Origin of the sequence: Mucilaginibacter straminoryzae, from assembly GCF_022953055.1 — a bacterium.
Classification (GTDB): Bacteria; Bacteroidota; Bacteroidia; order Sphingobacteriales; family Sphingobacteriaceae; genus Mucilaginibacter; species Mucilaginibacter straminoryzae.
In genome coordinates this window covers 315,552-339,675 of record NZ_JALJEJ010000003.1, presented here as the reverse complement: position 1 = coordinate 339,675, position 24,124 = coordinate 315,552, and the positions used below count along the sequence as shown (strand labels likewise).

Genomic DNA, 24,124 nt, shown 5'->3' with positions numbered 1-24,124 from the left:
GATAAGAACACCTGTTTCAGCTGCTACACGTTAAAAGCTACCTTGTGATTTAGTATTCTTGTTTTTGCTAAAAAACGGTTATAACACTTGGTTTTATCCAGAAATTATTTCATAAATTCCGGTACAAAATCACGCTGCACATGTCTACCCTTAAAGCCCTTTTTACCAGTAAAAAAGGCATCCTTATCACCGCAGGCGCTATCGTTTTAGTAGCCGCTTCATTCTTCGCGATCCGTTATTATTTAAAGCCGAAGGCGGTTGATAAAACGTTTGCAAAATATATAGAATCCTATACTTCAGGGGTTATTTCCAAAGAAAGTACCATTCGTATCAAGCTGGTTTCGCAGGTGCAGGGTACGCACGCACAAAATGAACCCTTGCCCGATGGCGTGTTCAGTTTTAGTCCTTCGGTAAAGGGTAAGGCCTACTGGGTAGATGCGCTTACCATAGAGTTCAAACCGGATAAGCAGTTGGAAGCAGACCGGTCATATACCGCCACGTTTAAGCTCGGTAAAGTGATGGACCTACCAGACCGTTACCAGAAGTTCGAGTTTGGGTTTCAAACTATGGCGCCTGATTTTACATTGAGTTTCAATGGGTTGCAAACTTCGCCGCGCAATTCTATGGATAAAATGAAGTTGGAAGGGGTGGTGCAAACCGCCGATGCCGAGCAGAATGAGCAGGTGGAGAAGATCATCGCGGTAGATTACCCTTCTGCCACCCACGTTAGCTGGCAACATAACCCATACAACCATACCCATACTTTTACTTTAGACAAGATAACCCGGGCTTCCAATGCAGCTACGCCGCTAACTATTAACTGGAATGGTGATGCACTCAACGTAAAGAAGAAAGGCAGCAAGGCCTATGAAGTACCCGCAGTCGGCGATTTTCGTGTATTGGATATCCGCGCAGTGCAAAACCAGGAGCAATACGTGCTGGTGCAATTTTCTGATGCGATTGCAGTGGGGCAAGACTTAAACGGTTTGATCGGGGTAGAGAATACCAGTGAACCCTCTTATACGATTGATGGCAGTACGGTTAAAGTATATACTACCGAACGCCTGGATGGCAACTACAATGTGTTTGTAAATCCCGGAGTTGAAAACATCGCGCATCAAAAGATCAGGAAAACCTATAAGGCAAATGTGTTTTTTGAAAACAAGCTTCCCGCGGTAACTATCCCCGGCAAGGGCGTAGTGCTTCCAAGCTCGGGTAAGTTGATGATGCCTTTCGAGGCCGTTAACCTTAATGCGGTAGATGTAAGTATCATAAAGATATATGAAGATAACGTTGCGCAGTATTTTCAGAACAATGACCTGGATGGTGGTGCAGAGCTGCGTCGGGTAGGAAAGCCTGTGGTGCAGAAGACTATCCGGCTGGATGCCGATAAGTCGGTCAATTTGAATAAAAAGACCCGCTTTATGCTCGATCTGGACAAGCTGATTCGTACAGAACCGGGCGCAATCTATCGGGTGATCATTGGTTTCCGCAAAGAGTATTCCTTATATAATTGTACCACGGGCGGGCCTGTAAAAAGCGCCAACAACGAAGAGGAAGATTATTATGACGGGGAGAATACCAGCAGCGGCGGCAGTGTAAGCGACGAGGATGACGATTTCTGGTCGCGATATGATAGCTATTATCCCGATGGTTACAATTGGTCCGAGCGCGACAATCCGTGTACAGATTCTTATTTTACTAAAGATAAATGGGCCACGCGTAATATCATCGCGTCTAACATCGGGCTGGTGGCTAAGCGTGGTACAGATAACAGTATGGTTGTGGTAGCTACCGATATTTTAAGTGCACAGCCGATAGAAGGTGTAGAACTTGATCTTCAGGATTATCAGCGGCAGCTCATCACCAAGCAAACCACCGATGCTTATGGCCTGGCAAAATTTGATATTAAACGTAAGCCGTATTTGCTGGTTGCGAAACGTGGCGATGAGCGCGGTTACCTGAAACTTGATGATGGAAATGCCCTGCCGCTTACCAGGTTTGACGTTGGGGGGGATCAGGTGCAAAGTGGGGTGAAAGGCTTTATTTATGGCGAACGTGGCGTATGGCGGCCTGGCGATAGCATCTATGTGTCTTTCATATTAGAAGACAAGGCCAAAAAACTACCTCCAGACTTGCCGGTAGAGTTTAATTTCTATAATCCCGAGGGGCAGTTATATTCCCGGTTGGTACAGACCAAATCCGTCGACGGTTTTTACAGTTTTCATACCGCCACGCAAACCACAGATATGACCGGTAACTGGACGGCCAAGGTTAAGGTGGGCGGAGCCATTTTTACCAAGAATATCAAGGTAGAAACGGTGATGCCTAACCGCCTTAAGATCAAACTGGATTTTAACGGGCAGACCGAATTAACCAAAGGCGAAAATACAGGCGGTAGCCTAAACGCCAGGTGGTTATTTGGTGGTACGGCGCAAAATTTAAAAGCAAAGGTAGATGCTTATCTTTCGTCGCAAACCACCACATTTAAGGGCTTTGAAGATTATTCTTTTGATGATCCTACTAAGACCTTCAATACCCAGGTGTCGCCTGTGTTTGATGGTAATTTAGATGCAGAAGGTAATACACACATCAATGCCGATATAGAAGCCGAAGAGCAAGCGCCTGGTCAGTTAAGGGCCAATTTTTTGGTGAAAGTGTTTGAGCCCGGCGGCAATTTTAGCATTAACCAAACAAGCTTGCCTTATAATGTTTACCAGGGGTACGTTGGTGTTAAGGTGCCAAAAGGGAATGAACTTACCGGGATGCTGGTAACCGGTAAAGACCATGTTTTTGATATCGCCGATGTAGATACCAAGGGTAACCTGGTTAAAGGCCGTCGCACCGTTCAGGTAGAGCTGTACAAAGTAAAATGGCATTGGTGGTGGGATAATTCTGGCAACCAGAACAGCAACTTTACGCAGGATAAATATAATAAGCTATTGAAGACCGAAACCGTTACGCTTGTCAACGGCCGGGGACGGTGGAAAATGCGTATCGATCAGCCTGATTGGGGCCAGTATGTGGTTAAAGTAAAAGACGAGGAAACCGGCCATACCACCGGTAAACAGGTATACATCGACTGGCCAAACTGGGCACAACGCCTTCAGCAGGATAACCCTACAGAGGCGGCCATGCTTTCATTCACGGCAGATAAGAAAAAATATACCGTTGGCGAAGAAGCGGTGCTTACTATTCCGACCCCGGCTAATGGCCGCGCGCTCATTAGTTTTGAAAATGGTACGAAGGTGCTGAAAACGGATTGGGTTAAAACAGAAAAGGGGCAGACGCAATATCGCTTTAAGGTTGATGAAACTATGGCGCCTAATGTGTTTATAAACGTTACGCTGTTGCAACCACATTCACAAACCGTTAACGATCTGCCGATACGTATGTATGGCGCGATACCTTTGCTGGTTGATAACCCGGCAACCATTCTGAAGCCGGTGATCTCCATGCCGGACAAGATCCGGCCAGAGACGCGCTCGCAGATCACGGTAGCTGAATCTTCGGGTAAGGAAATGACCTATACCGTAGCTATTGTTGATGAAGGGTTGCTGGATATTACCAATTTTAAAACGCCCGACCCGCATGAAGCATTTTATGCACGCGAAGCCCTGGGAGTGAAGACCTGGGACTTGTTCGATTATGTGATCGGTGCTTATGGCGGCGATCTTCAGCATATCCTGAGCATCGGTGGTGATGCCGGTGGCCGTAACATGAATCGTAATATCACTGTTAACCGCTTTAAGCCTGTAGTGAAATTTATGGGGCCATTCCATTTGAATGCAGGTGAAAAGCAGACACATGCTTTTATACTTCCCCAATATATCGGTGCGGTTAAAGTGATGGTTATTGCCGGACATGATGGTAGTTACGGGTTCGCCGATAAAGCGGTGTCAGTGAAGAAACCCCTGATGATACTGGCTACGCTGCCGCGTGTATTAGGGCCGACGGAAAAGATCCAGTTGCCGGTAACCGTGTTCGCTACGGAAAATAACATTAAGATTGTAAGTGTAGATGTGCAGTCTAACGCCTTTAGTAATCTGGCGGGAAACAGCCATAAGACCGTTACTTTCACTAAGCCGGGCGATCAGATGGTGAACTTCGAACTTACTGTTAAAGATTTCATTGGCATAGGTAAGGTTAAAGTGGTCGCACGCAGCGGCAGCGAAACGGCGGCTTATGATGTAGACCTTTCGGTGAGAAATCCTAATCCGGGCGTCACTCGTGTGCTGGATAAAGAATTGCTGCCTGGTGAAAGCTGGAGTACTTCCTATGCAGCCGTTGGGATGAATGGCACGAATAGAACCACGCTCGAAGAATCAACCATTCCATCGCTTAACCTTGCCAAGCGGTTAAACTACCTGATAGAATACCCGCATGGTTGTGTAGAGCAAACTACCTCTGCCGTATTCCCGCAGTTGTACCTGGGGCAGCTTACCAATCTTTCTGACGGGCAAAAAGCTATGATTAACCGGAATATCCAGACCGGTATTAAAAAACTAGCCGGGTTCCAGTTACCGGACGGCGGACTGAGCTACTGGCCCGATGCTGGCAGCGCAGACGATTGGGGTACCAGTTACGCCGGGCATTTTATGCTGGCAGCGCAAACTGCCGGTTATGCCTTACCTATAGGTTTTATTGAACATTGGAAAACATATCAACGGCAAAAGGCACTGGCCTGGGCACCTAATACCCGCGATTTTTATGGTGCAGATCTGGTGCAGGCTTATCGCTTATACCTGCTGGCTTTAGCGCATGCACCAGAGCTTGGCGCAATGAACCGCCTGAAAGAATTCCCGTATCTGAGCGTTCAGGCCAAGTGGCGTTTGGCTGCGGCATACAAACTTGCCGGTCAGCCGGAAGTCGGCTTACGTATGGTGGCAGGGCTGCCGTTGACGGTAAAACCATATAATTCGATGTGGGGAACCTATGGTAGCGACCTGCGCGATGAAGCCATGACGCTGGAAACACTGATCTTGTTGGGTAAAAAACAGGATGCGGTAGTTTTGGTACGTACAATTGCTGCGCGTCTATCGCAAAATAGTTGGTACAGTACGCAAACTACCGCTTATAGCCTGGTGGCTATATCAGCGTATTGCGGTAAAAACACCGCTAAAAACAAGCTGATGTTCAATTACCATGTTGGCGGTACAAACGGTAATATAAATTCAGATGCTTATGTTTCTCAAGTGGGCGTGAAAAACCAGTCGGGTAAATTGTCAATTACCAACCGTGGTGGTGCGCGGTTATTCGTCCGGCTGATCCAGTACGGGCAACCTGTAACCGGCGAGGATGTAAAACCAATTAATAACCCTGACATATTGGGGATGCGCGTAAGTTACTTTACGCTGAAAGGTACGTCGGTAGATCCTTCGCAATTAAAACAAGGGACAGATTTTGTAGCACAGGTAACGGTAAAAAATCCGGGTAAATTAGGCCGGTATGATAATATGGCGTTAACGCAGATCTTCCCCTCAGGTTGGGAGATACTGAATACCCGAATGATGGAGGGTGGCGGCGATGCCTTTAAATCCTCAGAGTCAGATTACCGTGATATCCGCGATGACCGGGTGAATACCTATTTCAGCTTGCCGGAGGGTAAAGAGGTAACCTATTTTGTGATGCTTAACGCGGCTTATGCGGGCAAATATTATCTCCCTGCTGTTTACTGCGATGCCATGTATAATGCTTCGATAAATGCGTTGGCGAAGGGGCAGTGGGTAGAGGTGGTGAAGTAAGCGTTGTTGTAAAGGGCAGATGTGGTATAAACGTAAGAAGGTTGTAATCAGTGCCGGCTTGTTACTGGTGTTGCTTTTGCTGTTCTGGTTCAGTATACCGCGCAAACTGTTTCACGCACCAACGTCCTTTGTGATCGATGATAATAAAGGGCAGTTATTGGGTGCGTCAATCGCTTCAGACGGTCAGTGGCGTTTTCCATATAACCCGCAGGTGCCAGCGAAGTTTAAGGCCTGTATTATAGCCTTTGAAGATAAAAGGTTTGAACACCACTTAGGGATAGATTTTATTGCTTTTGGCAGGGCCATGAAGCAAAACATCAGGGCCAGGCGGGTGGTAAGCGGGGGCAGTACACTCACCATGCAGGTTATCCGGCTTTCTACCCGCCAGAACCGCACATTTTGGCAAAAACTGGTAGAAATTATAAAAGCATTTCGGCTGGAACTTACCTATTCCAAAGCTGAGATACTGGCATTATATGCAAGTAATGCCCCTTTCGGTAGTAATGTGGTGGGTCTCGATGCTGCTTCTTGGCGGTATTTTGGCCGTAGTCCGGACAAGCTTTCATGGGGAGAAATGGCAGCATTGGCGGTTTTGCCCAACGCCCCGTCTTTAGTCCATCCCGGTAAAAACAGGCTCATCCTGTTACGTAAAAGAAACCTGCTGATCGACCGTTTGCGCCGCCAAAACGTGATTGACGCTACAACGGCAAAACTGGCCAAGCTGGAGCCCGTTCCGGATAAACCCTTTCCGTTACCTTCTCTGGCGCCGCACCTGCTTCAGCGTTTTAAGACTGATAACGCCAGTCACCCGCAAGATGGCGGACGTATCAGAACTTCTATCGATATGCTGCTGCAACAGAACGTCGCTGCTATTTTAGAGAAACATCACCAGTTGTTGAAAGCTAACGATATCCGCAACGCTGCCGCTATAGTGCTGGATGTAGAGACCGGAAAAACACTTGCTTATGTCGGAAACGTAAATCATCCGGAAAACAGGGATTTTGAGAGCGATGTAGATGTTATCGCCGCTCCGCGCAGCCCGGGAAGTACGCTTAAACCCCTACTTTATGCGGCAATGATGCATGACGGCCTGATACTCCCTAACAGCCTGATCCCGGACATCCCGACACAGATTGGCGGTTATCATCCGCAGAATTTCGATCTGGGATATGATGGCGCAGTGCCCGCATCAAAAGCATTGGCGCGTTCGCTAAACATCCCCGCCGTTAAAATGCTGGTGCAGTATAAATACGACCGCTTCCATGCGCTGTTACGACGGATAGGGATGACAACCTTGACCCAACCTGCAGATCATTATGGATTATCCCTTATCCTTGGTGGTGGCGAAAATACCTTGTGGGAGCTTAGCGGGGCCTATGCCGATATGGCCCGCGTTTTAAACCACTATCACCGTGATAAAGGTTTGTATGATGCCGCAGATTATCACAACCCGGTTTATACCAATGTGTATAAATCCAAACCTGAATTAGAAAAAGGCGGTTTACTGGATGCCGGTTCTATTTATTACACCTTTCAGGCGATGGAAGAAGTAATGCGGCCCGGCGATGAACTGCTATGGCAGCAATTTAGTTCAACCCAGCGCATTGCCTGGAAAACGGGTACCAGTTTTGGTTTCAGGGATGGCTGGGCTTTAGGCATTACCCCCCGTTTTGTAGTAGGTGTTTGGGTAGGCAATACCAATGGCGAGGGCCGGCCGGGGCTGATCGGCGTAAATACCGCGGCCCCCATTATGTTTGAAATTTTCAGGCAATTGCCTGTAACCCGCGATTGGTTTGCCGTACCATCAGCAGAGATGGCAAGTATTGCAGTATGTCGCGAAAGTGGTTATCGTGCCGGTGAGAATTGCGAGCATATCGATACACTTTTCATACCGAAGGCTGGTCTTAACGCACCGGTTTGTCCGTTTCATCAACTGGTACATTTAGATCGTACACGCAAATGGCAGGTCAATTCTGCATGCGAGGCCCCGGCGAACATGTTACATGTCCCCTGGTTTGTGTTGCCACCGTCGATGGAAGCCTATTATCGTACCCGTAATTATAGTTACAAACCTCTGCCGCCTTTCCGCCCCGATTGCGGCGCGATCGTATCCCGGCCAATGGAGATGATCTATCCCAAAGACGGTTCAAAGGTTTATGTGCCATTGGAAGCTGATGGTACGCGCGGACGAATGATCTGTAATGCTGCACACCGGCAACCTGGCATTAAGATATTCTGGCATCTTGACAATAATTACGTCGGCGAGACGAAAGAATATCATCAACTTGCGCTGAACCCCTCTGCCGGTAAACACGTGCTTACGCTGGTTGATGCCAATGGCAATCGCTTGCAAACCTTTTTCGAGGTATTACAGCGATGAACGATTTTCGCGTAGAAATACATCATTTCTTTAAAGGAACCTTTGATGATTTTTAAGCAATCATAGATACATTTGATATCTTTAAGCAAATCATATTTATGAAAAAGTCATTTTCACTGTTCATGTTGCTGGGGCTATTATCCGCATGGAATTATTCATCTGCTCAAGGCAGGAAGTTTGTAGACGTGAGCGGCCTTGATCCGGCTGTTAAACCGGGTGATAATTTTTTTAGGTATGTAAACGGTCGCTGGTATGATACCGTGAAAATCGACAATGACCAGGCGGGTGTAGGTTCTTATTCTTTCCTTAACATCCCGCAAAAACGCTTATTACAAAATATTTTAGATAGTGTTTCCAAAGCTAAAAATGTACCGGGTAGTATTGAGCAAAAAGTGGGCGATTTCTATGCCTCTGGTATGGATATGGCAACCATCAACCGCAGGGGTTACGAACCAGTAAAACCTATTTTGGCGCGTATCGACGCGATCAACAGTATTCCGTCGATGCTTAAATTTGTTGCCGTTGAAATGATGTCCGGCAATCGCTCGATTATTTTGTTCGGCGTATCGCCTGATAATAAGAACAGCTCGATTAATGTGGCGCACGTTTACCAGGCCGGAATTGGCCTTCCGGAAAAAGGGTATTATTTTAAAACAGATTCGCCTACGCTTCATGTTCAGGAAGCTTATAAAACCTATTTGCAGCAATTATTTCAATTAACAGGAAACGACCGTGCAGCAGCGATCAAAAAGGCAGCTATCGTATACAGTATAGAGAAGGAACTGGCTGATGGAAGTAAAACCAATATTGAGCTAAGGGATATCAATGCCAATTACCACATGATGGCTGTTGCCGCTATCAATGAAACGCAACCGCATATTGGTTGGAAAAACTTTTTGGCCACCATTGGCGCCGCTACAGATTCAATAGATGTGGCGCAGCCTGCTTATTACGGTAAACTGGATAAGATGCTGAAAACAGTAAGTATTGAAGACTGGAAAACTTATCTGAAAGCATCCACGCTTCAAAATTACGCCGACAGATTAAGCCAGCCATTTGTAGATGCCACTTTTACATTTAATAAGGCATTATCTGGCGAAGACAAGCAAAAGCCGCGCAGGCAGATCATGACAGCCAATGTGGATAATTTGTTGGGGCAGGCCCTGGGGCAGCTTTATGTAAAACGATATTTCAACGAAGCGGCTAAAAAGCGCGTACTTGAATTGGTGAACAATTTGCAGAAGGCTTTCGAGATCAGGATAAATAACCTGGAGTGGATGAGCGACAGCACCAAGCAAAAAGCCAAAGAGAAGCTATACGCCATCACCAAGAAAATTGGTTACCCGGACAAATGGCGCGATTATAACCAGGTGCAGATCAGCAGGACTAAGTTTTTTGAAAATGTGCTGTCGCTCAATAAGAACGACTATAAATATGAACTGGCTAAGCTGAACAAACCTGTAGACAAAACCGAATGGCAAACCACGCCTTCAACGGTGACAGCCTACTATAATCCGCCGGTAAACGAAATTGTATTTCCCGCTGGTATATTACAATATCCATATTTCGATTTTGCAGCAGATGACGCCATTAATTATGGTGGCATCGGCATGGTGATCGGCCATGAGATGACACACGCTTTTGACGACCAGGGCGCCCAGTTTGATAAGGACGGCAACGTAAAAAACTGGTGGACAAAAGAAGACTACCGGAAATTTAAGGAACGAACCACGCAGCTTTCCAAGCTTTACAGCTCTTTTACCGTTTTAGACACCGTTCATATCAAAGGCCCGTTAACGCTGGGTGAAAACACGGCTGACAACGGTGGCGTAGCTATTGCTTATGATGCCTTTAAAATGACGGAGCAAGGTAAAAGCGGCGAGAAGATTGATGGCTTTACGCCCGACCAGCGTTTTTTCCTTTCTATAGCCAGAATTTGGCGGGTGAAAACCCGGGATGCCTTTTTACGCACTTATGTAAATACTAATCCGCATTCACCGGCAATGTGGCGGGTAAACGGTCCGCTGATGAATTTTGCTCCTTTTTATCGTGCGTTTAATATTCAACCCGGTGATAAAAACTATAAAGCCGAAAATGAACGGGCAAGAATATGGTGATGCAAATCTACCGGTACCATCGGTGATAATTTTTATAGAATTGGGTTGATTAAATAGCCTGTATGGTATCTTTTTTAAGTTAATGAAAAGCTTCTTTATCCTTTTAAAGAAGCTTTTTTTATGGCGTTTTAGTTTTTTTTGAAAAAAAAATAACCCCAAGGCAGTACGATGCTCCTTTTTTTTCGTCTTTATTATTAGTTTGAGCAATAAAGCCGACGATCGCGGCATAAAAACAAACTTCAAGTATTCATCATGACGGAAAAATCGGAAAGGCTTAACTATTTATTCAAACAGTATGCAAACAATAGCTGTACCCCTGCAGAACTGTTGGAGTTGATGCGTTTGACCGAAAACAGTGATGATGAGCTTTTACAAACCATGTTTGAGCAGGTAGATTTCGGGGAACGCGAAGAAGCGCAGTTACCAGATGAAACCGAACGCGAACAACTTTTTAGAGAAGTGGTGGAAGTTGACAGACGGCAGCGTTACCTGCGTGTGTACAAGTGGACGGCTGCTGCAGCTGCTGCCATAGTGATTGCCGGGGCGTCTATCATTTGGTGGAATAACAGATCAGCTCAAAAAGAGGTTGCCACACAAATGGTATCCCAGATCAGGAATGAGGTTCAGCCTGGCTCTAATAAAGCTGTACTGACGTTGGCCAATGGTAGAAACATCGTCTTATCGCCAAGTGATACCGGGCTTTTAGCCAGCCAGGGTAACGCAAATATTAGGCGGGTAGATAGTGGAACGATCGTTTATCAGCCAAAATCGGCCCCGACAGACCAGGTATTTTACAACACCGTTACTACGCCGCTTGGCGGCCAGTTCCAGGTGGTATTGTCTGATGGTAGCCGGGTATGGCTAAACGCAGAATCTTCCATACGGTATCCCAACCTGTTTGCCGGGGATGAAAGAGCAGTTGAAATTACCGGTGAAGCCTACTTTGAGGTTTCGCATAATGCCTCGAAGCCTTTCAGAGTTCACATTATTAAAGCTAACCATACGCCGGGCGGCACGGTTGAAGTGTTGGGTACTCATTTCAACATCAATGCCTATGACGATGAAGCTAATGTCCGGACAACCTTGCTGCAAGGGCGTGTAAGGGTACAGCAAAACAACCTTTCAGCAATATTAGCACCCGGGCAGCAATCTGTGTTAGATGCAGCGCTATCAAAGCTCACTGTATCAAAAGCAGATACAGACCAGGTCATCGCCTGGAAAAAAGGGTATTTTCAGTTTGAACATGCCGATATTAAACAGGTGATGCGACAGCTTTCGAGATGGTACAATGTAGAGGTGGAGTTTCAAGGATCAGGAGAAAATCACGACAAGTTCGGAGGGGTAATTATGCGCGATGCCCCGCTGAGCCAGGTGCTCCGTACACTCGAGATCAGTATGGTACATTTTAAATTGGATGGCCACAAGGTGACTGTTTTTTATTGATCAGTCAACTCCCGCCTAGCCTCCTAAAAAAAGTTTTAAAACCTTATCGTTTTAATTGATTGTGCATGAAAATGCGCGAATAGGATCCCTTTTGCCTAATAATTTATAACTATTGATACATGGAAATAATTTTTACGAGAAAGATACTACTGTATTTATGCCGGAATTTTAAAATAGGGCTTGCCTTGTTCCTGTGTGTTTGCATCAGCAGGGAAGGTCACGCCCAACAGGCATCGCCCGGAATTACTTTATCCGTTAAGAACGCTTCTATTGAAAGTGTTTTTAAGTCAATCACCAAACAGTCTGGCTTTGTGTTCTTTTATAATTACCGTTTACTGTCAGACAGCAAACCCGTAACCATCGAGGTAAAAAACGCAAATATTAAACAAGCGCTCGATGCCTGTTTTGCCGATCAGCCCTTTTCATACACCATCCAGGGAAAGCAGGTAACCGTAACCGAAAAGGTGCCTCCCAGTAAAGCGGCGGCCCCTGCAGACTGGCAGTTAAAAGGATCCGTAGTAGATTCGACCGGTAAGGGTTTAGATGCTTACGTTTATGTAAGAGGTGGAACCTACGTAAAGACCGATAATTTCGGGCACTTTACCATTAAGCTGCAACCTGGAGTGTCTATCGTGGTCAGCGCTATGGGGTTCGATACCCAAACCATACCTACTAACTCCAAGATGAGTGATCTGAGGATTACAATGACCCGTAAAGTGGTTAAATTGAACGAAGTGCAGGTGGTATCCACCGGTTACCAGGTACTGGGCCGCAGCAATATTGCGGGGTCCATCAGTTCCCTGAAAGGGAGCGACCTCTACCTGGATGGTACCACTACCATCGAGCAAGCCTTACAAGGCAAGCTGCCGGGCGTCGTGGTAACCAACCAGAGCGGACAGGTAGGTACCAGGCAAACCGTAAGGGTGAGAGGTACTTCAACACTGTTTGGCTCGCAAGATCCGATCTGGGTGGTTGACGGTGTGATACAGCAAGATCCCCTGCCTTTTAAAGCTACCGTATTAAGCACCGCTGCGGGGAGTGCAGGAACAGCTTCCAAAGATAATTTTGATTTTGTCCGCGATTATGTGGCTTCAGCTATCGGGTGGCTCAACTCCTACGATATAGAAGATATCAGTGTTTTAAAAGACGCTTCTGCCACGGCCATTTATGGTGTACGTGCCGCTAATGGCGTTATCGTAATCACTACCAAGAAAGGCGTCGCCGGTCCGCCGTCTATCAGCTATTCCCTAACCGCTAATTTATCTGATAAGGTAAGTTATGACCGCCTTAACCTGATGAACTCGCAGGAACGGATCGGCGTTTCAGAAGAAATTTTTAACCGTGGTTTGGTAGGCGGGAACACGTACGGAAGCAATATCGGTTTTTCGGGCGCCCTTAATGATTATCTATTCGGCCGGGCCACCTATGCCCAATTTAATGACCGTGTACAGTACCTGGAAACATTGAACAATAACTGGTTCGATATTCTTTTCAGAACGCCGCTTAGCCTTACACACAATCTTAGTTTATCTGGCGGAAATGCTAATGCGCGTTATTACAGCTCATTTTCATACAATAATACCAACGGAACGGCGAAGGGTAACGATTCGAAAGGCCTTACAGGCTCGGTGGGGTTAACTTCGCAGGTAACAAAAAAACTGAATCTATCCGCAAAACTATCTGTCTCCAGCCGTACTACAGATGGATTTTATATCGTCGACCCATATACTTATGCTTCTAAAACGAGCCGACTCATTCCAGCCTATAATCCCGATGGCAGCTTGTTTATGTATGCCAATTCATTAGGTTATTCATATAATATTTTAAACGAGTTGAATAACACCGGCTCTTCCAACAAGGGGCAAACTTTTAACGCCAACGTGTCAGCTAATTACGAGATTATCCGTGGCCTGAACTTTCAGTCGCTGTATAGTATCAGCAATTCTAACGTTACCGGCAATACTTATGCAACGGAGCGTACGGCCTATATCGCGCAGAAACGTAGGTATGATTACGGTGCTGCAAAACCTTCGGACCCTGATTATTTAAAGAGCCCGCTTCCGCAAGGTGGTGAATACAATGCGGATGATAACCAGAATACTTCATGGAATTTTCGAAACAGCCTGAGCTTTACCCGCACGTTCAATAATAAACATTTGTTAACTGTATTAACCGGGTTTGAATTAAACAGCACGCATTATACCGGCCTTTCTTCAACTACTTACGGTTATCTGCGCGACAGGGGGATGACGTTTGCCGTTGTTCCCGAAACTTACACTACTATAATCGGGTCAACCACAAATGTATCACCTAATGTTCTTACAGAAAGCCAGGTACACGTTAAAACGGATAAGCTTACCAATAATATGGGCGTTTACGGAACAGCAAGTTATACGTATGACAACCGTTATGTGGCGAATTTCAGTATTAGAAATGACCGTTCTAACCGCTTCGGACAGTTCACAGAAGAAAAGTTCAATCCGGTATTGGCAGGAGGTTTAAGATGGAACTTGGGCCGCGAGAAGTGGTTCGATAAAACCAGTTGGCTAACAGATATGAGCGTTAGGGGTACTTTAGGTTACCAGCGAAATGTTGTGAGTAACGCCAGCCCTAACCTGATATTGAAAATTCCTACAACACCATCTTCATCAGTGGTAGATAGTTTCACCGGCGATTACCTGCTTACCATCAGCTCACTACCTTATGCGGATCTTCGTTTCGAAAGAACCCTGAGTATGAACCTGGGCTTTGATTTCTCCCTGTTCCAGAACAAGGTACAGGCCACTGCAGAATATTATCAGAAAACAGCGAAGGATTTGGTTACCTATTTAACCGTACCGGCAGAATACGGGGTATTGAGCATGCCTATTAACGGAGGTTCGTTAACCAACCGTGGTTACGAGTTAAGCGCTGCCTTTACGCCTGTACGTACCAGCAAGTTTACCTGGTCTGTATCGTTGAACACGGCAAAGAACTACAATAATCTGGTAAAAACCGGCATACAGAACAATGCCACCTGGCGCACCGCGGCTTCAGGGCTGTTCTATAAGCAAGGCTATCCGGTTTCAGGCCTTTGGGCATTCGATTACACCGGTATCAACCCGGCAAATGGCTACCCGATCATCAATTTAGCAGTAGCGCCGGGCAGTACGCCAGCTTCAGACCCTACGTCATATATGAAATATGTGGGTAAGGCAGATCCTGATTTTACAGGTGGTATCGGCACCAGCTTCCGCTACAAAATGCTTTCACTCAACTCCAGCTTCTTTTTGCAGGTAGGCGGTAAAAAATTCAAAGCGCCGGCTTACTCGCTCATCAATGGCGTGCCTGCAGAAATTGAAAACCTTTCAAGGGAACTTTTAGGCCGATGGACACCGACCAATACGTCAGCTGCATTTCCTGGCTTACCAGATGCGAGAGTGGGTAACACTGTCGTCCTGCCTGATGGTAAAACCAATACAAACGTTTATGAAATGTATAATTACAGTACAGCACGTGTGGTTAGCGCCTCTATGCTGCGTTGCAATAACATCAGCATGAGCTATTCGCTTCCGGCAAGTATTGTAACCCGTTTAAGAACTAATGCGATCCGCTGCGGACTGGGTGTTACTAATCCGTTTCAGATCGTCAGTCGCGATTTTAACGGAATAGATCCGGAAGTTGCGACAGGCGCCCAGCCAAGGGTTCGCTCTTATTCACTTAATCTTAGTGTTGTATTTTAATAAAGCTGACAAGATGAAAAAAATCACTATAATTTTGAGCTTTTTAACATTGGTTTTAACCCTGGCCTCATGCAAGAAATTTCTGAAAGAAACCAGCCAGGACGAACTGATCCCGCAAAACGCAGATGATTTGGCTTCGCTGTTGTACAGCGATGGTTATCCATACCTTCAGGCTATGGATACCTATACCGATCTTCTGACCGACGATATTCAATCCAACGGTGTACCGCAATTAAATGGTGCCCCTAATACCACCTATGTTCCTTATCAAACCTATGGAACGCCTGTATATACCTGGGATCCAACTATGTTTGACAATATCACCGGCGCAGCAGGCTCAAACCTGGTTGACCAGAACGGGGTAAATTCCTGGACGATCTATTACAACAAGATTAAGGGTTGTAACGTGGTAATGGATTACATCGGCTCGGTTACCGGCACCGACAAAGTGAAGAACGGTATTCTAGGGCAGGCACTGTTTCTTCGCGCATTCTATTACCTAAAACTGGTTACACTATATGGAAAGCCATATAATGGCCCCGGGGTTGACCCAACTACCAGCCTTGGCGTTCCATTGATTCTTACCTCAAAGGTGAGCGATGTTTATCCTAAACGTAATACGCTGGCAGAAGTATACGCCCAAATCGAAACAGACTTGCTGACTGCTGCCAGTCTGCTGCGCGATAATTATACGCCCTCTTCGTTATTCAGGGTGAGCCATATCGCCGCTTATACCTTGTTATCACGGCTTTATCTTTATATGGGCCGCGATGCCGATATGGATAATGTAATAAAGTATTCAGAGATGGCGCTTGCGTTAAAACGCACGCTTACCCCGCTTACAAATTACTTTACCTCTGGTTCTACGTTAAGCAGTGCTGGTATTTATGACCAGACATTGAGCACAGAAGTTATCTGGTCTTACGGTTTCAACGTAAACAGAGGTTCAAACCCCACTACCTTTTTCCCTGGTTATAATACGTTTACAGGAATTGCCCCGCCGTTTTCTGTTTCAAATTCCCTGGCTGCCCTGTATGACAAAGGTAATGGAAGCAATACCAATTACGGCGACCTGCGCTATAAACTTTATTTCGAGACTTACAGTAACGGAGGTAGTTACCCTTTCAAAAGCGGTAAAATAGGGTTTACGCAAACTTATGGCGACAAGGGTATCCGCGTAGCAGAGCTTTACTTAAACCATGCCGAAGCCAATGCCCGCAAATATTTAAGTACCGGGCAGGCCAGCTACCAGGCTGCAGCCATGGCAGACTTAAATTACCTCCGTCAGAACCGTTATGATACCCGCAATACGCCTTATACATCGGTAAATATAGCAGATGCAACACAGTTGTTGAAGTTTTTGCAGGATGAACGGCGTCGTGAGCTTTGCCTGGAAGAAAATTTCAGATGGGTAGATATTAAACGGTGGAACCTGAGTGTCACCCATACCTTAATTGATCCGTCGGGTACATCATCTACCTATACGCTTGCCAGCGGAAGTAACAGCTATGCCTTGCAAATACCGTATGATGTGATGGCTCGCAACTACAATTTACAGCAGAACCCACGGTAAGGATAATTTTATAACGCGAAAAAAATTAAAGAAATGAGGATACTTAATTATATCATCATCGCATGCCTGGTGTTGGCAGCGGCTTCATGTAAAAAAGAAGCAGTACTGGTTGCCAGCAAACAAACTTTTGGCTACACCCTGCCCCAAGGCAATCATCCTTATGATAAAACCATAACGGATTTTTATAACAAGTACGGTGTTTACATGCTGTACAAATTCACCGATAAAGACACGTACTGGACACCAACCGGCTGGAAAAATGCCACTTTGGATGCTAACGGTGTCGGAACTACTGGCTATCTGGCAACCCCGGCCGATACTTCTAATGGTGATTATATCAGCCGTCAGATTACGGTTTTAAACAAATTGTGGTTTGGCTTCTATACCGATAAATTTCTAAAACAATTTTTGCCGACTAAGATTATGCTTTGCAGTAGCGTGGATTCTATTTACGCCACGTACATCTATAGCCCGGTTTATCGTATATTAAGAAACGATGCGGTTGTTGGCGCCTGGGCAAACTTCGATAACATAAACGTGAACTATGGTAATGCTGCTGTGATGAACATGACGCAAACAGATTCTATCAAGTTTGCCAAAAAAGTAAACCTCATATTCGCGCAAAGTATTATCACCCGCAACCTGGCGGCACCAACAGCTGATTTTACAGCAGTAACCAATTACGCCACTTACACCAGCCAGGCTACAGCTTATGCAAATGGGATATTAACAACCTATTACTCGAGCCCGACGGCTTTAACAGATTGGTCGCTATATATCCAGGCCATGGTAAGTTGTACAGAAGCAACGCTAAATAAAAGCCGTGTCAATACAGATGCCTCGCTCGTAGGGATTTTAAACCCGGTAAAGGACACCAATGGTAAAATACGGCAACGCTATAACATCGTCCGAAATTACTTTATAAACAATTATGGTGTAGACCTGCAGGCTATAGGTAATTACACGGGCAGGTAGCCAATGATACAACCAAGTGAATAAGCATTTTAATTATGAGAAAAATTTTCGTTAATAGTTTGTTTTTAATTGCCTTGATCGTGCCGGCCTTTGTGTTGGCACAAAACAGGCATATCAACTTTGAGCAGCAGAGCTTTCAGCAGGTATTAAAGAAAGCCAAGGATGAGCATAAACTCGTCTTTGTAGACTGCTATACCAGCTGGTGCATCCCGTGTAAAAACATGGCAATTCATGTGTTTACTGTGGATAGTGTTGCTGATTTCTTCAATACGCATTTCGTTAATCTTCAATCGGATATGGAGAAAGGGGAAGGGCCCGATTTGCGTAAAACCTATAAGGTGGAAGCCTACCCGTCATTCCTGCTTTTGAACGGGGCCGGCCAACTGGTGTATAAGTTCGTTGGCGGGATGAGTGCCGGTGAATTTATGGCGAAGATACGCGAAGGTATAAAACCTCATAACCGTGTTGAAGAAATGAACAAGCGGTACGCAAGCGGCGACCGTTCCCCAGCGTTTATCAGGGAATATATCCAGTTGAAGATCAACTTAATGGAAATAACAGAAGGTAAACAGATCGCTGCTGATTATTTTAATAGTTTGACAGATGATCAACGCGTTAGGCCAGAAAATTGGTTCCTGTTCGGCGAGAACCGGTACGCACTTTACCTTTCAAATGTACATAGTTTAAATTTTGATTACCTGGCCGACCACTGGGCTGCTTTTGTGCGGTATAATAACAAGGCTGAAGTAGAACACCGGCTTAAAACACTGTTTCGGCGTGTAGCAGAATATAGCCTTACCGGTGGCTATTTTAAAAATGAGCAGAGAAAAGAACTGGTGTTAAGGACCGATGAATTTGATCACTTGAAAAATCAGCTTAAAACCATGGATTGGACTGATAAGCAGGAGTATATCGATCTGATGGATGTATCGGCAGCCTGTGCAGAGAAAGATACCGCGAAGGTGACCAAATTACTTGCGGCAAACTTCGGTTTGTTATCAGCAGAAAATCAAAAGCTTATTTACAGCTATATGTTAGCGTATGACCGTGTTGTACGTAATGGTGATTTCGGTTTTAAAGAATTGGTACAACAGGTATGTGCCACTGGAAAAGACCCAAAGATAGTCGCTGCTATGGAGAAGTACAGGAAATAGATAATTTATGAAGATACTTAGCCAACTGGCCATCAAACGGTGGCCTATAGCTATACTATTGTATTTGCAGCTGTTTTCTGCCAGGGGGCAGCAGCCGGATTATACCGCCGAAGCAAAGTTTGACAGAGCAAAAATAAGTGCTTTAACAGGCACCATCAATCCGGTTCCGATGTTCTTAAAAGACGGCGAGATATTTTGGTATGCCTTTAAGGATGATGCCATTAAAGGGCATTATTGGGTTGATGCCCATACCGGTAAGCAACGGCTGATGTTCGATCAGGCTAAGGCAGCAAAAGGCTTGAGCCGGTTGCTACATGAACCTGTCGATAGCGCAAAGCTACGCGCTGAAGTTCCTATAGCATTGAAAGCCACCGACCACGAGGTGAACTTTAAATATAGAGATAAATCTTTCCTGTATAATTTTTTCAGTGGGAAAGTAAGATTGGCTCCGTCTGCATTGCCAAAACATTACAAAAGCCTGGAAATAGGGCAATATTCTGCCGATAGCTGCTGGATACTTTTCAGCGTTCAGCATAATTTGTATTTGAAGAATCTTCGCAATGGTAAAACAGACGCGCTATCTTCAGATGCTGTCCCATATTATTCGTTTGACATTAACAGTGGTGATAATACGAAGAGCAGGCAGGCGCGACCATGTGATGCGGTTTGGCTGGGTGCTACACCTTACTTTTACGTTATCCGCAAAGATACCAGGCGCGTAAAAAGCATGAGCGTGCTTAATAGTCTTTCCAATCCGAGACCAACCGCAGAAACTTATAAATATGAACTGCCGGGCGATAAGGAAGTAGCCCAGTACGAACTTTTTATTGGCGATACCTTAAGAAAAGCGATCAATAAAGTAAATCTGGGGCATTGGAAAGATCAGGAAGTAGAGGTGGTGGGGCAGAACATTGCTGAAAAGGAAATTTATGTATTGCTGAAAAAGAGGACCCGCGATGAAATGGCCCTGTGTGCGGTTAATTTGGTAACATTTAACGTTCGCCAGGTGATAGACGAAGTTTCCAAACCTTATTTTGACCCGGACATGTTTAATGTAAAGATCATCAATGGGGGGAAAAAGATACTTTGGTGGTCTGACAGGACAGGGTGGGGGCACTACTATTTGTACAACAGCAACGGTGTTTTGCTTCGCGAGCTTGGCCCGGGGAATTATACTGCCGGAAGGATCGCCTACATGGATGACCGTACACAGGCATTGTATTTTAAGGGATACGGCAAAGAACCTTCCAGAAATCCATATTATGCCCACTTGTACAAGGCAGATCTGCGTACCGGTAAATTAACCTTACTTACGCCGGAAAACGCCACTCACGCCATTTATTTTTCGCCAGGCGGCCGTTATTTTGTCGATACTTATTCGCAGATCAACCAAACACCGGTAACGCAGGTTCGCCGCGCAGACGGAAAACTAATCGCTGTTTTACAAAAGCCATCCTTCAAAAAACTGTTTGATTATGGTTGGCGGGCACCTGAGCCTTTTACAGTAAAAGCTGCTGATGGTGTTACAGATCTGTACGGGATTATGTGGAAGCCGTTTAACTTCGACCCGAAAAAGAAATACCCTGTTATCTCGCAGGTGTATCCGGGGCCACAAACGGAAACCGTATGGACAGACTTTACCGTTTTTGATAAATACAACAATGCGCCGCTGGCCCAGTTAGGTGTCATCGTGGTGTGTATGGGCCATAGAGGAGGCTCACCGCTACGTAATAAACCCTACGCCAGCTTCGATCATGGCAACCTGCGCGACGCTCCTTTAGCAGATGATAAAGCCGGATTAGAGCAACTGGCCAAACAATTCTCTTTTATCGATCTCAGCAGGGTAGGTATTTTCGGGCATTCCGGTGGTGGCATGATGGCGCTTGCTGCTATCTGCACTTATCCGGATTTTTATAAAGTGGCCGTTTCATCATCCGGTAATCACGATCAGGTCATCTATAATCGATTTTGGGGCGAAACCTACCAGGGTATTGAGGAAGTAAAGAATCCCAAACAGCCAGATTCAGTATCGTTTAAATTTATTAACCAGGCAAACCAGGCATTAGTTAAAAATCTGAAAGGTCACCTCTTATTGGTTACCGGCGATGTAGATCAGAATGTGCATCCGGCTAACACGCTTAGGGTAGTAGATGCACTGGTAAAACAAAACAAGGACTTTGATATGCTGGTGCTTCCCGGTCAGTCGCATCATTATGACGAGCTCTATGAACCCTATTTTGAAAAACGCCGTAACGGATACTTTGCAAAGTATCTTTTGGGCGATTCGTTGACTCACTAATCTTTACAATAAAAACCACAATCTTAATTCATTTTATGAAAAAAATCTTTGCGTTAGGTGTATGCCTGACGGCCCTTTCGCTTACCGTTAACCAGGTGGGCGCTCAAAACCGTACGGGTAAACCTGCGGAGCAACATGCCAATCCGCCGGCGATGCTGCCTCCGTTAACCTCAAAGGCAGAGCCGAAGCCTTACAAGGATATTATTACGGCAAAAGCCAAGACAGAAAAAGGTCTTTTCATTGTTCACCAGGTGGAGGATAAAACCTATTTCGAAATCCCTGACAGTATCCTTGATCGTGATATTCTTTTGGTAAGCCGTGTTGCTAAAGCCGGTGCCGACTGGCGTAATACAAATACCATGACCGGGTATGCCGGCGACCAGTTAAGCCAGAGCGTGATCCGGTTTGAAAGAACCCCTAATAACAAGATTTTCGTAAGGGAGATGTCTTATAACGAGCGTTCTCAGGACTCCACACGCGCAATGTATCGTGCAGTTACCAATTCCAACGTTCAGCCGGTGGTTTACGCTTTTGATATTAAGGCCTTTCATCCGGATACTGTTTCGGGCAGAAAGAACAGCGTAATAGATATGTCTGATGTAATTAACGGCGACGTTGACCTTTTTTATTTCGGTGGTAACAAGCAAAAGTTCAATATTTCATCTTACCAGAGTGACAAATCTTACCTGATCAAGGTAAACACGTTCCCAATTAACACCGAGATCAGGACGTTCAAAACCTATATGCGCACCGCTCCAACTACTACGCAAAGCGCTAATGGGATAAACACCACCAGTACCCCAGCGGGAAGGCCGGTATCTGTAGAGTTAAATACCTCACTGGTTTTATTGCCAAAAGTGCCGATGATGCCCAGGTATGGCGACGGTCGTGTGGGCTACTTCACCACCAGCTATACCGATTTTGATGTAGACCCGCAAGGCGTGAGACGCCAAAATATCATTGAGCGCTGGAGGCTGGAACCGCGTAAAGAAGATCGGGAGAAATATAATCGTGGTGAACTGGTTGAACCCAAGACCCCAATCGTAATCTATATAGACCCTGCTACGCCTGCAAAATGGGTGCCTTTTCTAATGCAGGGTGTGAATGACTGGCAAGCGGCCTTTGAGCGTGCTGGTTTCAAAAACGCCATCGTTGCCAAAAAAGCACCTACTTACCAGGAAGACCCGACATGGGATATCGACGATGCACGCCATTCTGCTATTATTTACAAGCCATCAACAGTACCTAACGCCAGCGGCCCGCACATTGTAGATCCGCGGAGCGGGGAAGTAATAGAAACGCACATTAACTGGTATCACAACGTAATGAAACTGGTGCACGACTGGTATTTTGTTCAGGCGGCAGCGATTGATCCAAAAGCCCGTAAAATGGAGTTTGACGATGAACTGATGGGTCAGCTGATCCGCTTTGTTTCATCGCACGAAGTAGGCCATACGTTGGGTCTATTACATAACTACGGCTCCAGTTCGGCCACTCCGGTTGAAAAGCTGCGCGATAAAGCCTGGGTAGAAGCCAACGGACACACAGCGTCTATTATGGACTATGCCCGTTTTAACTATGTAGCGCAGCCAGAGGATGGTGTCGGTGAAAAAGGAATTTTCCCGCGTATTGGCGAATATGATAAATGGGCAATTGAATGGGGGTATAAATTAATACCGAATGCCAAGGTTGCTGATGATGAAACAACAACGCTTAACAAGTGGATTATTGCCAAAGCCGGCGACAAACGTTATTGGTTTGGGGGTGAGGCAAGCGAAGATGACCCGCGTGCGCAAAGCGAAGACCTGGGTGATAATGCGATGATTGCAAATACCTATGGTATAAAAAACCTGAAGCGTGTAATGAACCATTTAACAGAATGGACCCGCGTGCCGAATGAAGATTATGAGAACCTGCTCAGCATGCACAAAGAGGTGTATAACCAATACTTGCGCTATATCGGCCACGTATGTAAATATATTGGCGGCAGATATGAAAATGATAAATCTGTAGAACAACCTGGTGCAGTATACACCGCAGTTCCTGCCGGTTTGCAGCGTCAGGCGATGCAGTTTTTAAATACGCAGGTATTTGAAACCCCAACATGGCTTATCGACAAAAAGATTTTAAGCTTGACAGGCACTGCGCCTACTGAGATAATGGATGGTTTGCAAACTTATTCTTTAGCCCAGTTGATCAGCCAGCGCCGTATTAACCGACTATTAGCGCAGCAAGTCAATGATCCCAAGGCTTATACAGCTAATCAATTCCTGCGCGATCTGGAAAATAATATCTGGAAGGAATTGGGCACCCATAGTGCTATCAGCTTATTCAGAAGAAACCTGCAAAAGAACTATATTGATAGATTAGCCCTGGTGGTAAGGCCACCGTCAAACCTGCCGGCGGGAGGAACAACAGATTACGTTTCCCTTGCCCGCGCAAGTCTTCAGCGCATCCGCAGCAAGATAATTGCGGCAAAACCTCAGATACATGACGAGGAAACACGCATGCATCTTGAAGATGTGCTTAGTCGCATTAATTTGGCACTGAGCAGCAAGGTATAATATCTTATATATTCCTGAAACAGCTGTTTTATCTAACGATAAAGCGGCTGTTTTGCTTTTATACCCGCTGATAACGGCTTTTATAGATAAATAGCTATTATTTTTCATCTATTTCTTATTAAAATAACATTAAAAAATCATTTTATTTTCTTT

The 24,124-nt window shown here is 45.5% G+C and carries 10 protein-coding genes; all 10 read left to right on the top strand.

What is annotated here, in order from left to right; translation table 11 throughout:
• The first annotated feature begins 140 nt into the window (after positions 1–140).
• Positions 141–5,744, top strand: coding sequence for an alpha-2-macroglobulin family protein (locus tag MUY27_RS08590; RefSeq protein WP_245129596.1), 5,604 nt, complete (start codon positions 141–143; stop codon positions 5,742–5,744).
• A 19-nt stretch (positions 5,745–5,763) separates the two neighbouring features.
• Positions 5,764–8,124, top strand: a complete 2,361-nt coding sequence (gene pbpC / locus MUY27_RS08585; RefSeq protein WP_245129595.1) for a penicillin-binding protein 1C — start codon at positions 5,764–5,766, stop codon at positions 8,122–8,124.
• Between the two features lie 98 nt (positions 8,125–8,222).
• Positions 8,223–10,241 (top strand): M13 family metallopeptidase, encoded by a 2,019-nt coding sequence (locus MUY27_RS08580; protein WP_245129594.1) that lies wholly within the window; start codon positions 8,223–8,225, stop codon positions 10,239–10,241.
• Positions 10,242–10,493: 252 nt separating this feature from the next.
• Positions 10,494–11,684 (top strand): FecR family protein, encoded by a 1,191-nt coding sequence (locus MUY27_RS08575; protein WP_245129593.1) that lies wholly within the window; start codon positions 10,494–10,496, stop codon positions 11,682–11,684.
• A 119-nt stretch (positions 11,685–11,803) separates the two neighbouring features.
• A complete protein-coding gene (locus tag MUY27_RS08570) occupies positions 11,804–15,406 on the top strand; it encodes a SusC/RagA family TonB-linked outer membrane protein (protein ID WP_245129592.1) in 3,603 nt (1,200 codons plus the stop codon).
• A 13-nt stretch (positions 15,407–15,419) separates the two neighbouring features.
• Positions 15,420–16,979, top strand: coding sequence for a RagB/SusD family nutrient uptake outer membrane protein (locus tag MUY27_RS08565; RefSeq protein WP_245129591.1), 1,560 nt, complete (start codon positions 15,420–15,422; stop codon positions 16,977–16,979).
• Between the two features lie 33 nt (positions 16,980–17,012).
• The gene (locus MUY27_RS08560) at positions 17,013–17,954 is read left to right on the top strand and encodes a hypothetical protein (RefSeq protein ID WP_245129590.1); all 942 of its coding nucleotides are present in this window, start codon (positions 17,013–17,015) and stop codon (positions 17,952–17,954) included.
• 35 nt (positions 17,955–17,989) lie between these two features.
• Complete coding sequence (locus MUY27_RS08555; protein WP_245129589.1) at positions 17,990–19,108, top strand: thioredoxin family protein; 1,119 nt, start codon at positions 17,990–17,992, stop codon at positions 19,106–19,108.
• Positions 19,109–19,115: 7 nt separating this feature from the next.
• Positions 19,116–21,407 carry a S9 family peptidase gene (locus tag MUY27_RS08550; protein WP_245129588.1) on the top strand — a complete coding sequence of 764 codons (2,292 nt, stop codon included), beginning with the start codon at positions 19,116–19,118 and terminating at the stop codon, positions 21,405–21,407.
• A gap of 35 nt (positions 21,408–21,442) precedes the next feature.
• A complete protein-coding gene (locus MUY27_RS08545) occupies positions 21,443–23,971 on the top strand; it encodes a zinc-dependent metalloprotease (protein ID WP_245129587.1) in 2,529 nt (842 codons plus the stop codon).
• The last annotated feature ends 153 nt before the right edge of the window (positions 23,972–24,124 follow it).